Annotated in this window: 11 protein-coding genes; 10 read left to right on the top strand and 1 reads right to left on the bottom strand. The window is 74.1% G+C overall.

Going from position 1 to position 12,572, the window contains the following annotated elements; genetic code table 11:
* Positions 1-43 precede the first annotated feature (43 nt).
* The 10 genes from ACQEVZ_RS05680 (at position 44) to cydC (ending at position 10,707) form a co-directional block, all read left to right on the top strand.
* Positions 44-586, top strand: coding sequence for a PAS domain-containing protein (locus ACQEVZ_RS05680; protein ID WP_433362223.1), 543 nt, complete (start codon positions 44-46; stop codon positions 584-586).
* Complete coding sequence (locus ACQEVZ_RS05675; RefSeq protein WP_433362220.1) at positions 583-1,188, top strand: HAMP domain-containing protein; 606 nt, start codon at positions 583-585, stop codon at positions 1,186-1,188. The genes ACQEVZ_RS05680 and ACQEVZ_RS05675 overlap by 4 nt, the downstream gene beginning before the upstream one ends.
* Before the next feature lie 343 nt (positions 1,189-1,531).
* Positions 1,532-2,368 (top strand): rod shape-determining protein, encoded by an 837-nt coding sequence (locus ACQEVZ_RS05670; protein ID WP_433362217.1) that lies wholly within the window; start codon positions 1,532-1,534, stop codon positions 2,366-2,368.
* Between the two features lie 53 nt (positions 2,369-2,421).
* Positions 2,422-2,727, top strand: a complete 306-nt coding sequence (locus tag ACQEVZ_RS05665; protein ID WP_433362214.1) for a TraR/DksA family transcriptional regulator — start codon at positions 2,422-2,424, stop codon at positions 2,725-2,727.
* Between the two features lie 70 nt (positions 2,728-2,797).
* Positions 2,798-3,205 (top strand): hypothetical protein, encoded by a 408-nt coding sequence (locus ACQEVZ_RS05660; protein WP_433362211.1) that lies wholly within the window; start codon positions 2,798-2,800, stop codon positions 3,203-3,205.
* Positions 3,206-3,213: 8 nt separating this feature from the next.
* Positions 3,214-4,476 (top strand): PucR family transcriptional regulator, encoded by a 1,263-nt coding sequence (locus ACQEVZ_RS05655; protein ID WP_433362208.1) that lies wholly within the window; start codon positions 3,214-3,216, stop codon positions 4,474-4,476.
* A gap of 88 nt (positions 4,477-4,564) precedes the next feature.
* Entirely contained in the window at positions 4,565-5,968 is a 1,404-nt protein-coding gene (locus tag ACQEVZ_RS05650; RefSeq protein ID WP_433362206.1) for a cytochrome ubiquinol oxidase subunit I, read from the top strand.
* 11 nt (positions 5,969-5,979) lie between these two features.
* Positions 5,980-6,984, top strand: coding sequence for a cytochrome d ubiquinol oxidase subunit II (gene cydB, locus ACQEVZ_RS05645; protein ID WP_433362203.1), 1,005 nt, complete (start codon positions 5,980-5,982; stop codon positions 6,982-6,984).
* The gene (cydD, locus tag ACQEVZ_RS05640) at positions 6,981-8,618 is read left to right on the top strand and encodes a thiol reductant ABC exporter subunit CydD (RefSeq protein ID WP_344505834.1); all 1,638 of its coding nucleotides are present in this window, start codon (positions 6,981-6,983) and stop codon (positions 8,616-8,618) included. The genes cydB and cydD overlap by 4 nt, the downstream gene beginning before the upstream one ends.
* 130 nt (positions 8,619-8,748) lie before the next feature.
* Positions 8,749-10,707 (top strand): thiol reductant ABC exporter subunit CydC, encoded by a 1,959-nt coding sequence (gene cydC, locus ACQEVZ_RS05635; RefSeq protein ID WP_433362199.1) that lies wholly within the window; start codon positions 8,749-8,751, stop codon positions 10,705-10,707.
* A gap of 1,165 nt (positions 10,708-11,872) precedes the next feature.
* Here the strand turns inward: cydC and ACQEVZ_RS05630 are convergent.
* Entirely contained in the window at positions 11,873-12,544 is a 672-nt protein-coding gene (locus ACQEVZ_RS05630) for an SMI1/KNR4 family protein (RefSeq protein WP_433362196.1), read from the bottom strand.
* Between the last annotated feature and the right edge of the window lie 28 nt (positions 12,545-12,572).

The following is a 12,572-nucleotide window of genomic DNA, read 5'->3' as shown; positions in this document are numbered from 1 at the left end:
GGACGGACGGAACAGGCACGGACCGATCGGACGGCGAGGTGCGATGCGTGAGGCCACGGTGGCCCCGACCGGGCAGGAGCGGATGCTCGGCGAGGACGAGCTGATCGTGACCAAGACCGATCTACGGGGCGTCATCACGTACGCCAACCCGGTCTTCCTCAGGATGTCCGCCCTGACCGCCGCGGAGGCGATCGGCAGCCCGCACAACGTGATCCGCCACCCTGACATGCCGCGGTGCGTCTTCAAGCTGCTGTGGGACACCATCGGTCGCGGCGACGAGCTCTTCGCCTACGTCGTCAACCTGGCCCGCGACGGCGCGCACTACTGGGTGCTGGCGCACGTGACGCCGTCGTTCGACGCCCGTGGCGCCCGCGTCGGGTACCACTCCAACCGCCGCCGCCCGGATCGCTCCGCGGTCGCGGCCGTCACCGGGCTCTACGCCAGGCTGCGCGCCGAGGAACGCCGCCACGGCCGGCCGCAGGAGGCGATCGAGGCGTCCACCCGCCTGCTGGAGCGGGAGCTCGCCGAGCAGGGCCGCACCTACGACGAGTTCTTCTGGTCGCTGACCGGGACTGTCACGGTATGAGACGGGTGTCGAAGGAACCGCGGCCTTCCGGGGACGACACGCTCCGGATGCTGGCCGCCGTCTGCCGGGCCGTCGCCGGCGGTGACCTCGAGGCCCGCGTGCCGGTGGTGGGGCACGACCCGGACGCCGCCGCGGCGGCGGACGCCGTGAACCAGCTCATCGACGTGGTCGACGCGTTCGTGCGCGAGTCCACCGCGTCGCTCACCGCCGCCGCGGAAGGCCGCTACCACCGGCGCTTCCTGCCGGGCGGGATGCGGGGCGCGTTCGGGCTGGGCGCGGCGACCATCAACCGCGCCACGGACCGGATGCGCGCCGCCGCCGAGGACCTCGCGGCGGCCGGCCTGAGCCGTCTCGGCCTGGCCGACCAGCTCGAGTCCGCGGTGCTCACCGTGTCGGAGCAGGACCTGAGGGCCACCGGGCCGGGCCCCGTGCGGGCCCGTGCGGGCACCGGGCGCCACGCGGTGGCACGGCGCCTGCCGGCGGGCAGATTGCCGATGATCGGCAAGCAGGGCGCCGTCAAGGTTGCCGACCGATGCTGGTGTATGCCGGGCGCGGATCGCCGATGCTGGAGATTCCTTCGGTACGGCTCGCAGGGGTGGTGATCGTGGTGACTGGCGTGTTGTGCCCTGAGCGGCCCCCCGTCCTGGTCGCCGCCTGCCCCGCGCCGACCGGCTCGCCCGGTGCGACCCCAACCTGGCCACGTGTGGCGCGGGGACGCATCGGGCTCGAGCGCTTCCACCGGCAGTCGCCGCCCGGCCGCTACGGCGTGCCGGCCGTCATCGGCTGACCGCAGGCCCGGCCACAGCGTCCGCGGCGATCGACGCCGGACGCGCCTGACCCCTCGTGCTGCGGCACCGCCACGGCCCGTCCCGGTCGCGTCCGGACCGTCTTCCGCACAACCTCACCGTCGTCACGGACCGCGTTCAGGTGTCCGAGAGGAGAGCCATGTTCACCCAACCGACCGGCAGCGCCGCCCTGGAGCGCTCAGAACGACCGGGCGACCCCCGGCTCCGCGCCGGCGCGGCGAGCCCCGCGCACGAGCCCGCGGCCGTGGGGCTCGACCTCGGCGGCGCCGGCGCCAGGATCTGGGCGTCGGGCCGCGGGGTGCTGCAGCTCAGCTACCCGGAGACGGTGACCGCGCCGTGGTCCGGTCTGGTCGCCCGGGGCCGGATCACCGACCTGGACGCGATGCGGACCCTGCTGTCCGGCCTCTCGTGGGAGCGGCGCCGGCCGCTGCCCGCCGGTGCCGTGGTCGTGACGTGCCGGCCCGTGGGCACCGACCCGCGGATGGAGCCGGCCGTGCGCGAGCTGGTGACGAAGGTGTTCGAACCGGCACGGCTGCTGTTCATCGACTCCGTGCGCGCGGCGGCGATCGGTGCCGGCGCGGCGCCGGGCCCGTTGCTGGTCGCCGACGTCGGCGCGCACCTGACCGAGGTCGCCGTGCTCGAGGGCGGCGTGATCGTCGCGGCCCACCGGCGCGACGTCGGGCTGCACGACGGCGTCGACGGGCCGGACCTCGACGCGGCGGTCGTCGCCGCCATCACCGACCTCGTCGGCCGGGTGCGCCGGCAGACCGGCCACCGCCGCCAGGTCGTCGCCGCGGCGATCCGCGGGGGTCTGCTCCTCGTCGGCGGCGGGGCGGCCCGGCCCCGGCTGGCGGCGCGCATCGCGGGTGCCGCGGGCACCCCGGTGCGCCGCCCGGCCGCGCCGCATCTGGCCGCGGTGCGCGGCGCCGGCCTGGCCGCGCTCGCCGCGCTGCGCCGCGGCGCCGTGCGGCCCTGACCGGCACACGCGTGCTCCACCGCAATGTTCTGACAGGTTGATGGGAGACCAGCATGAGCGTCGACACGAGTCCGCTGCGGCACACGCTGCAGACGCAGCTGCGACAGCACACCGAGGAGCTCGCGGTCCTCGCCGCGGCCGGCACCGAGCCGGGCAGCGCCGGCGAGGACCCGGACACGATCGGTGCGCGCACGGCCGCCGCCCGCCAGGCGATCGAGGAGATCTCCGCCGCGCTGTCCCGGCTCACCGCGGGCAGCTACGGCCACTGCGAACGCTGCACCGGCCCGATTCCCGCCGCCCGGCTGGAGATCCTGCCGCACGCGCGGTTCTGCGTGCCCTGCCAGGCCCGCGGGCGTTGACCCCCTGCCGCACGGAGGCGCCGGACCGCACGGCCGGCGCCTCCGGCGGCCACGAACCAGGAGCTTCACGATGGACACACGCGGCAGGCAGCGGGATCTCGACATGCTGCGGGTGCTGCTGCACGAGCACCGCGACCGGTACCGCACCCAGCTCCGCCTGCTCAACCAGCCGCGGCAGGGCGGCGCCGGCAGCACCGAGCAGCCGGCGCTGGCCGAGCTCACCTGGCGCCGGCTCGACGACGTCGAACACGCGCTGCACGCGCTCGACCGTGGCCGCTACGGCAGGTGTACCGGATGCGGGTCCGACATCCGTATCGACCAACTGATCCGGCAACCGGCGGCCAGCCGCTGCCCCGGCTGCTCGCGGCGGGAACCGGAGCCGGGCCTGCGGAGCCGGGTCTACACTGCCGGTGACCGGCCACGGCGGGAACGCACCGCCGCGCCGGAGACCCGGCGGCCGGACGCCGGCGGGAGGTGAGCACTGCGATGGCCGACCGCAGCCGGCGGGCCTCGACCGGCGCGTCTGCCGACGCGTCCAAGGCCGCGCAGCCGCAGCAGGCGCAGCAGGCATGGCTGGCCGAGGTCGCCACCGCCGCCGCCCGCGACGCCGGTGACGTGCCGGTGCTGCTGCTCGGCGACTACCTGCCGATGCTCGCCGACGCCGCGGTCAGCGGCCGCCGGCCCAGACGCGCCGAGCTCGACGCCGTGGCGCTGCTCGGCCGGCAGGCCGCCGAGCAGGGCATCTCCGCCGGACGGGTGGTGCAGCTGTACCTGTCGGCGGCCAGACGGCTGTGGCAGGACCTGCCGATGGTGGTGCGTTCCCGCGACAGCGAGGTCGTCCGCGCCGCCGCGGCCGCGGTGCTGCACGTCATCGACGACGCCGTCGCGACCCTCGCCGAGGGGTACGCGGTCGCGCGCCGGGACCTCGTCCGCCGGGAGGAGGCGCTGCGCCGGGAGCTCGTCGACGACCTGCTGCGCGGCGACTCCGACCTCGGCAGCGTGGTCGAGCGGGCCGAGCCGTTCGGGCTCGACCTCGCCCGGGTGCACCAGGTGGCGCTCGCCGCCCCGGGCCGGCGGCTGCCCGACACCGACACGGCGATCAGCGCCCTCGAGGCGGTCATCTTCGACCGGCTCGGCGACCGGGACGTCCTCGTCGCCACCAAGGACAACCTCCTCGTCGTCCTCGCCCCGGCGGAGCCCGCCGTGACCGGCACGACCGCACCCGCCGGCCGCGACAGCGACCTGGGTGAGCTGATGCACGGCGAGCTCAACCGCCTCCGGCACGGACGGCCGTGGCGGGTCGCGGTCGGCCGCCCGCACCCGGGCCTGTACGGCATCGCCCGCTCCTACGAGGAGGCCCGCGAGGCACTGACCATGGCGGGGCGCCTGCACGCGGACAAGTCCGTCATCACCGCGCACGACCTGCTCGTCTACCGGGTCCTGCTGCGCGACCAGCCCGCCATCGTCGACCTCGTCTCCGCCGTGCTCAGCCCGCTGCTGCAGGCCCGCGGCGGCGCCCGGCCGCTGCTGGACACCCTGGACGTCTACTTCGCCACCGGCGGGGTGGCCACCGAGTCGGCGAAGCGGCTGCGGGTGTCGGTGCGCACCGTGACGTACCGGCTGGAGCGCATCAAGGCCCTCACCGGCTACGACGCGGCCGACCCGACCCACCGGTTCACCCTGCAGGCCGCGGTCCTCGGCGCCAAGGTCCTCAACTGGCCGGCCGAGGCGCGCCCGGGCACCGCGTGACCGTCCTCACGCAGGAGGGCCCGACAGTCCCGGACGGACGTGCCGTTCGGCCCTGATGCCGCCCGCGCCGGCTCCCGAGAATCGGGCCATGGACGCGCTGGACCTTGCGCGGTGGCAGTTCGCGATCACCACCGTCTACCACTTCATCTTCGTGCCGATCACCATCGGCCTGTCGGCGCTCGTCGCCGGGCTGCAGACCGCCTGGTTCCGGACCGGGCGCCCCGAGTACCTGCGAGCGACGAAGTTCTGGGGGAAGCTGTTCCTCATCAACTTCGCGATGGGGGTCGTCACCGGCATCGTGCAGGAGTTCCAGTTCGGCATGAACTGGAGCGCGTACTCACGCTTCGTCGGTGACATCTTCGGCGCGCCCCTGGCCATCGAGGGGCTCCTCGCGTTCTTCCTCGAGTCGACGTTCCTCGGACTGTGGATCTTCGGCTGGGACCGGCTGCCGAAGCGCGTCCACCTGGCGGCGATCTGGCTCGCGTCGATCGGCACCATGCTGTCGGCGTACTTCATCCTCGCCGCCAACTCCTGGATGCAGCACCCCGTCGGGTACACCGTGAACGCCGAACGCGGCCGGGCGGAGCTCACCGACATCGTCGCGGTCCTGACGAACTCGACGACCCTCGTGACCTTCCCGCACACCGTCACGGCGTGCTTCCTCACCGGCGGCGCGTTCATGCTCGCCGTGAGCGCCTGGCACCTGCGCCGCGGCAACCAGGTCGACGTGTTCCGGCCGGCGCTGCGCCTCGGCGCCTGGGTCGTGCTCGTCGCCGGCGTCGGCGTGCTCGTCACCGGGGACCTGCAGGCGCGGGTGATGACCGAGCAGCAGCCGATGAAGATGGCCGCCGCGGAGGCGCTGTACCAGACGTCCGAACCCGCCTCGTTCTCCATCTTCACCATCGGCTCGCTCGACGGGCGCGAGGAGGTCGCCAGCGTGCGCATCCCGTCGCTGCTGTCCTTCATGGCGACCGGCAGCCCCGGCGGCTCCGTCGAGGGCATCAACGACCTCCAGCAGCTGTATTCGCAGCGGTACGGCGAAGGCGACTACGTGCCCTACGTGCCGGTCACCTACTGGTCGTTCCGCCTCATGATCGGCTTCGGCGTCCTCGCCATGGCCGTCGCCGTGGTCGCGCTGTGGCGTACCCGGAAGGGCCGGCTGCCCGCTGGGCGCTGGCTGTGGACGGCCGCCGTGGCCACGGTCGCCATGCCGCTGCTGGCCAACTCGTTCGGCTGGATCTTCACCGAGGTCGGCCGCCAGCCGTGGACCGTCTTCGGCATCTTCAAGACCTCACAGAGCGTCTCGCCGTCGGTGTCCGCGAGCACCGTCGCGACCTCGCTCGTCGTCTTCACGCTCCTGTACGGCGCGCTCGCCGTCGTCGAACTGATGCTGATGCTGCGCTACGCCCGGGCCGGGGCACCCGAAATCGTCGTACCCAGTGACATAGCTGACGAAGATGACGAAGACCGTCCGCTGGCGTTCGCGTACTAGAGGGAAACGACATGGAACTCACCACCGTCTGGTTCGCGCTCATCGCCGTGCTCTGGGCCGGCTACTTCCTCCTGGAAGGCTTCGACTTCGGCGTCGGCATGCTGCTGCCGGTCCTCGCCCGCGACGAGCGGGAGCGGCGCCTGCTCATCAACACCATCGGCCCGGTCTGGGACGGCAACGAGGTCTGGCTCCTCGTCGCCGGCGGCGCGACGTTCGCCGCCTTCCCGGAGTGGTATGCCACGCTCTTCTCCGGCTTCTACCTGCCGCTGCTGATCATCCTCGTGGCGCTCATCCTGCGTGGGCTGGCTTTCGAGTACCGTGGCAAGGTCGACAGTCCACAGTGGAGGCGCCGCTGGGACCTGTGCATCATCGCCGGGAGCTTCGTGCCGGCGCTGCTGTGGGGTGTCGCGTTCGGCAACATCGTCCGCGGCGTGCCGATCACCGCCGAGCACGAGTACGCCGGCACGTTCTTCACCCTCCTCAACCCCTACGCGCTGCTCGGCGGACTCACGACGCTGTCGCTGTTCGCGCTGCACGGCGCGGTGTTCCTGGCGCTGAAGACCGACGGCGACGTCCGGGCCAGGGCGGGGCGCCTCGCGTTCCGGCTCAGCCTGCCCGCCGTGCTCCTCGCCGCGGCGTTCCTGCTGTGGACCCAGCTGACCCACGACGACGCCTGGGGCTGGGCGCTGTCGGGTGCGGCCGCCGCGGCCCTGATCGGCGCGGTGGTGGCCGCGCGGGCCCGCCGCGAAGGCTGGGCGTTCCTCGCCACCGGGGCGACCCTGGTCCTCGCCGTCGCCGCCCTGTTCGTCACCCTCTTCCCCGACGTCATGCCGACCACCCTCCCCGGGGGCGACAGCCTCACCGTGACCAACGCGTCGTCCACGCCGTACACGCTGAAGGTCATGACCTGGGTCGCGGTCTGCTTCACCCCGATCGTGCTGGGCTACCAGTCGTGGACATACTGGGTGTTCCGCCGGCGGCTGCGGGTCGAGCACATCCCGGCGGCCCACCCGTGAAGCCCCTCGACCCGCGCCTGCTGCGCCACGCCCGGGCGACCCGCGGCTACCTCGTGCTGTCCGTCGCCCTCGGCGTCGCCCTCGCCGCGCTCGTCGTGGCCCAGGCCACGCTGCTCGCCGACGGCATCACCGCCGTGTACCTGCACGGCGCCGACGTGGCCCGGATCGCGCCGGCCCTCGGCTGGCTGGCCGCCGTCGTCGCGCTGCGGGCGGCGGTCGCCTGGGCGCAGGAGGTCGCCGCGGCCCGCTCGTCCGCGGCCGTGAAGCGGCAACTGCGGTCGCGGCTGCTCGCCCACGTCGCGGCGCTCGGCCCGGGCGCCGCCGGCGACAGCGGCAAGGTCGCCGTCCTCGCCACCCGCGGGCTGGACGCCCTGGACGCCTACTTCGCGCGGTATCTGCCGCAGCTGGTCCTCGCCGCGCTGGTGCCGGTCATCGTGCTCGCCCGCATCGCGCCCGCGGACCTCGTCGCCGCGGGCACGATCGCCCTCACCCTGCCGCTCATCCCGGTGTTCATGGCCCTCGTCGGGCTGCACACCGAGTCGGCGAACCGGCGCCAGTTCCGGCTCCTCGCCCGGCTGTCGCACCACTTCCTCGACGTCGTCGCCGGCCTGCCGACCCTGCGGGTCTTCGGCCGCGCGAAGCGGCAGGCCGGGGTCATCGCCCGGATCAGTGCCGAGCAGCGCACCACCACCATGCGCACGCTGCGGGTCGCGTTCCTGTCCTCGCTCGTGCTGGAGCTGCTCGCGACACTGTCGGTGGCGCTCGTCGCGGTCGGCATCGGCCTGCGCCTCGTCGACGGCAGCCTCGGCCTCGCCACCGCGCTGCTCGTGCTGATCCTCGCCCCGGAGGCCTACCTGCCGCTGCGCCAGGTCGGCGCCAACTACCACGCCAGCGCCGAAGGGCTCGCCGCCGCCACGTCCGTGTTCGAGATCCTCGACCGGCCGCCGCCACCGCACGGCACGGCACCGGCACCGGCCGGCACCGTGCGCTTCGAGGACGTCGTCGTCCGTCACGACGGCCGGTCCGAGGCGTCGCTGCCGCCGTTCACCGCCGAGATCCACCCGGGCGAGTTGGTGGCCCTGACCGGCCCCAGCGGCTGCGGCAAGTCCACGGCCCTGGCCGTGCTGCTCGGCTTCGCCGCACCGGCGGCCGGCACCGTCACCGTCGACGGCCAGGACCTGGCGGCCGTCGACCCCGACGCGTGGCGGCGGCTGGTCGCGTGGCTGCCGCAGCGGCCCTGGCTCAGCGCCGGCACCATCGCCGACAACATCCGCCTGGGCGCGCCCGCCGCCACCGAGGAGTCGCTGCGCCGCGCCGCGGACCTCGCCGGCGCGCTGGAGTTCATCGACGCCCTGCCGGACGGCATGTCGACCAGGCTCGGCGACGACGGCGCGGGCCTGTCCGCCGGCCAGCGGCAGCGCATCGCATTGGCCCGCGTGTTCCTGCGCGACGCCCCGCTGGTCCTGCTCGACGAGCCGACCGCCAACCTCGACGCCGCGACGGAGGCGGGCATCCTCGCCGCGATCCGCGCCCACGCCACCGGCCGGACGGTCATCATGACCGCCCACCGCCCCGCGCTCATCGCCCTCGCCGACCGCACGATCCCGGTCGGCCGCTCGGCGGTGCCGGCATGAGCGTCACCGACCACGCGCCCCGCCGCTGCGCCCCCGCGAACGGTTGGACGCTCATCGTGACGGCCCATCGTTCCGTGCTCGTCGCTCTCGCTGACCGCGTGATTCCGGTCGGCCGCTCGGCGGTGCCGGCATGAGCGTCACCGACCACGCGGCCCGCCCCAACGGCCCGTCCACCTCGCCCACGAAGAACGGCGACATGACCCCCGACCGCAACCACGGCGCACCGGCCGAGTCCACCCGGACGCATGACCGCCCCGTCCACGCCGCCACCCGACCGCGCGACGACCGTGCCCGCGCGGCCGGTCAGCCTCCCCTGGAGCGCGGCGTGGATGGCGTGCCCGGTGCGGCGTCCCGGGGCCGTGGCGTGGCCGGCGCGGTGGGCCTGGAGCGAGCCGTGGACGGCCGTGGCGTCGGTGTTGTCCGTGGTGTGCTGCGGTTGTGCCGGCCGGCGGCAGGGCAGCTCGCACTGGCGTTGATCGCGGGGGTCGGCGCGGCCGGAGCCGGGGTCGGGCTGATGGCGACGTCGGCGTGGCTCATCTCGCGCGCCGCTCAGCACCCGCCGGTGCTGCACCTGATGGTGGCGATCGTCGCCGTGCGGGCGTTCGGGATCGGTCGGGGCGTGCTGCGGTATGTCGAGCGGGTCACCGGCCACGACGCCGCGTTCCGGGTGCTGGGCGGGTTGAGGGTGCAGGCGTACCGGAGGCTGGAGCGTCTCGCGCCCGCCGGCATCGCCGCGTTCCGCCGCGGTGACCTCGTCGCGCGCCTCGTCGACGACGTCGAGTCCGTGCTCGACGTGATCGCGCGCGTGCTGCTGCCCATCGCGGTCGCCGCCGTCACCGGTGCGGCCACCGTGCTGCTCGTCGGCGGCCTGCTGCCGGTCGCCGGTGCGGTCCTCGCGGCCGGGCTGCTCTTCGTCGCGGTCGGGGTGCCGGTGCTGCAGTCGGCGGCGGTCCGTCGCGCCGACGCCAGGCTCGCACCCCTGCGCGGCGCGCTGGCCGCGGGCACCGTCGACCTGATGGAAGGGCTGCCCGAGCTCATCGCGCACGGCGCCGCCGGTGACGCGCTCGCCGCGCTGGACCGCACCGACCGGCAGCTGCTCACCGCCGCCCGCCGCTCCAGCGCCGCCGCGGGCCTGTCGGCCGCGGTCACCGCGCTGTGCACGGGCCTGAGCGTCCTCGCCGGCCTGGCCGCCGGCGCCGTCGCGGTCCGGGCCGGCACCCTCCCGGGGGAGCTGCTCGCCGTCGTCGTGCTCACCCCGCTCGCCGTGTTCGAGACGGTCGGCACGATCCCTGCTGCCGCGCAGCGCCTCGCCGCGGCACGCGCCGCCCTCGGCCGGCTCGCCGAGATCGCCGCAGCCGCCGACCCGGCCCCGGACCCGATCGAGCCCGCACCGTTGCCGGCCGCCCCGCCGACCGTCCGCCTCGAGGGCGTGTCCGCCGGCTGGACGCCGGGCCAGGTGGTGGTCCGCGACGTGTCGCTCACGCTGCGCCCGGGCCGCCGGGTCGCGCTCGTCGGCCCGAGCGGCGCAGGCAAGAGCACGGTCGCGGCGCTGCTGCTGCGATGGCTCGACCCGGTCGCCGGCCGGGTGACGCTCAACGATGTCGACGTGCGCGACCTGCGCGGCGACGACCTGCGCCGGGTCGTCGGATACCTGGGCGACGACGCGTACCTGTTCGACACGACCATCGAGGCGAACCTGCGCATCGGCCGCCCCGGCGCGACCCAGGCCGAGCTCGAGACGGCCCTGACGGCCGCGCGGCTGCTCGACTGGGTCAGGACCCTGCCCGCCGGCCTCGACACCCCCGTCGGCGAGCACGGCGTCACCCTGTCCGGCGGCCAGCGCCGCCGGCTCGCGCTCGCCCGCGCGCTGCTGGCCGACTTCCCCGTCCTGATCCTCGACGAGCCCACCGAACACCTCGACGAGCCCACCGCCGCCGCACTGACCCGCGACCTGCTGACCGCCACGGGCGACCGGGCGGTCCTGCTCATCACCCACCGCACGGACCTCCTCACCGACGTCGACGAGGTCGTCAACTTGGCCCCGCCTCACCGCAACGATGCCCACCTGCCGGGCAGGAAGTGCGGTTGAGCCCCACCGCCCGCTGCAGCCGGGCAGGAAGAGAGGCTGAGCACACCGGCCAGCGGCGGGAAGGGGGGTCGAGCTCCACCGCCCCGCGTTCTCCACGGCAACCCGGGCACGGGCCGGCTGACCCGTTCGATGGTGCCGGTGAGGCTTTGCGGTGCAGTTGTTCCAAGGCGCGGGCGTTCATTCCACGTCGGCGGTGTATGAGGTGATGCCGCAGCGCCAAGCGCCACTCGCGGTCCGGATGGGTGGTTCTTGCTCGCGAGTTCGGGCCCCACCGACAGCAGCGAAGGCTCAGCAGGTCACCGAAACCAGGGCCTTCTTACGCACCGTGATGAGCGCCGCACGGAGGTGCCGTACAACTCGGTGATCTGCTGCTGCGTGAGCCAGACCGCGCCATCGGCAGGGGAGCGCACCTGCAACCGGTAACGCCGAGCGCCGCCGGACAGGCTGCAGGCGGCGCGCACCGCGTCGGCGTTGAGCACCAGTGCGGCGACCGCAGTACGGACCGGGACGGGTGGATCGGCGGGGTCGACGACGCCACCTGCGTCGCGGACTCCGGTGGTCGCGATCCAGGCGGCGTCCGGCGGTTACCCGGCTAGCAGTTCGACTGGGATGTTGCCGCGTGTGGCGTGGGAGTACGGGCATACCTGGTGAGTGGCCTCGATGAGTTCGCGACCGGCTTCCCGGGGCAGGCCTTCCGGCAGCTTCGTCCGCAGGGTGACTTCGAGACGGAAGCCGCCTTGCCCGTCGGGACGAGGCCGACCTCAGCGGTGACCGGCCTCCGCAGCCGGAACCGCATGGACCCCGCGGCTGTGCCGGCCGAACTGCGAGGCGTCAGCGCGGGCTGTACCTCCGACTACCCGGGGCGCGAACAGCCGGAGATGTCACCCACCATTGCCACGGCGGCCCCAGCCGTCGCCGTGCATGATCGTGCTCAGCAACACGAGCGCGCACAGCCGCACGGTTCGATGCGCCCGCCAGTTACCACGAAGCGTGACGATCTCCGAGCCGGTTGGCGCGCGTGACCTGCGGCTACTTGAGCGGATACCCGCTGGAGGAGGTCCGTCGGTCCGATACCTTCCGCTGTGCTGGCGGTGAGGGCTCGGACAACGTGGAAGATCCGGGCTGCCCTGGCGACCCCGACTCGATCATGACGATTGAGCGTCGGTCAGCCCGTGGCACGCTCGGCAGCGTCGAGCCATCGCAGGTACCACGCCGCGAACGTCACCAGCGTCGACCCGCCCGGACCGAGGACCGGGCGCAGGTCGAGCTCGTCGGACCGCGGGTCGTCCCACATCTGCCCTCGAGCGGGCCCGCTCACAACGAGCCACGTGCGCTGAGCGCAACCGAGGTGCTCGAGACAGATCGCGCCGGCAGTCAACGCGTCGTCCCACAGCAGCGCCTCGACGCGCTCCTCGTACGCCTCCATCGCGGCGTCGAACGCCTCCTCGTCGTCGAAGTCCACCTCATCGGGGCAGCTCTGCCGCAGCTCGGCGAGCGCGGCCGAACCGATCCGCTGCACCGGAAACGGCGTCGCGAGCAGCGGCACCCTCGTCAGGTCTGCGCCGTCGCCGTGCCAGCGCCAGGTGCCGGCAGGCTCGCGGCGGACCGGGAAGATACCGTATGTCGGACCCGCGCCGCCCGCACCGACCTCCGTGAGGAATGAGCGGTACTCCTCCGGCAGAACCACGCCGAGGTACGCCTCCAGGTCGGCGAGCTCATCCGTGGTCAGGGCCGGCTCCAGCACGAAACCGTGTGCGGATGCCCCGAAGACCCGCTCGTCCGCGCCATGCGCCCGCAACGCCTCAACCCGCTGCCGCACGCCCGCCCACACCGACACAGGCCCTCCCAGTGAGTACTCGCAGCCG

This window comes from Dactylosporangium sp. CA-152071 (assembly GCF_050936335.1).
Taxonomy (GTDB): Bacteria; Actinomycetota; Actinomycetes; order Mycobacteriales; family Micromonosporaceae; genus Dactylosporangium; species Dactylosporangium maewongense.
Note: the sequence above shows the minus strand (reverse complement) of the source record. Positions and strands in the feature narration are given on the sequence as shown.

Bases quoted from the DNA above. Each gene is read 5' to 3' on its own strand.
- ACQEVZ_RS05680 (WP_433362223.1), top strand. From the start codon at position 44: ATGCGTGAGGCCACGGTGGCCCCGACCGGGCAGGAGCGGATGCTCGGC.
- ACQEVZ_RS05675 (WP_433362220.1), top strand. From the start codon at position 583: ATGAGACGGGTGTCGAAGGAACCGCGGCCTTCCGGGGACGACACGCTC.
- ACQEVZ_RS05670 (WP_433362217.1), top strand. From the start codon at position 1,532: ATGTTCACCCAACCGACCGGCAGCGCCGCCCTGGAGCGCTCAGAACGA.
- ACQEVZ_RS05665 (WP_433362214.1), top strand. From the start codon at position 2,422: ATGAGCGTCGACACGAGTCCGCTGCGGCACACGCTGCAGACGCAGCTG.
- ACQEVZ_RS05660 (WP_433362211.1), top strand. From the start codon at position 2,798: ATGGACACACGCGGCAGGCAGCGGGATCTCGACATGCTGCGGGTGCTG.
- ACQEVZ_RS05655 (WP_433362208.1), top strand. From the start codon at position 3,214: ATGGCCGACCGCAGCCGGCGGGCCTCGACCGGCGCGTCTGCCGACGCG.
- ACQEVZ_RS05650 (WP_433362206.1), top strand. From the start codon at position 4,565: ATGGACGCGCTGGACCTTGCGCGGTGGCAGTTCGCGATCACCACCGTC.
- cydB (WP_433362203.1), top strand. From the start codon at position 5,980: ATGGAACTCACCACCGTCTGGTTCGCGCTCATCGCCGTGCTCTGGGCC.
- cydC (WP_433362199.1), top strand. From the start codon at position 8,749: ATGAGCGTCACCGACCACGCGGCCCGCCCCAACGGCCCGTCCACCTCG.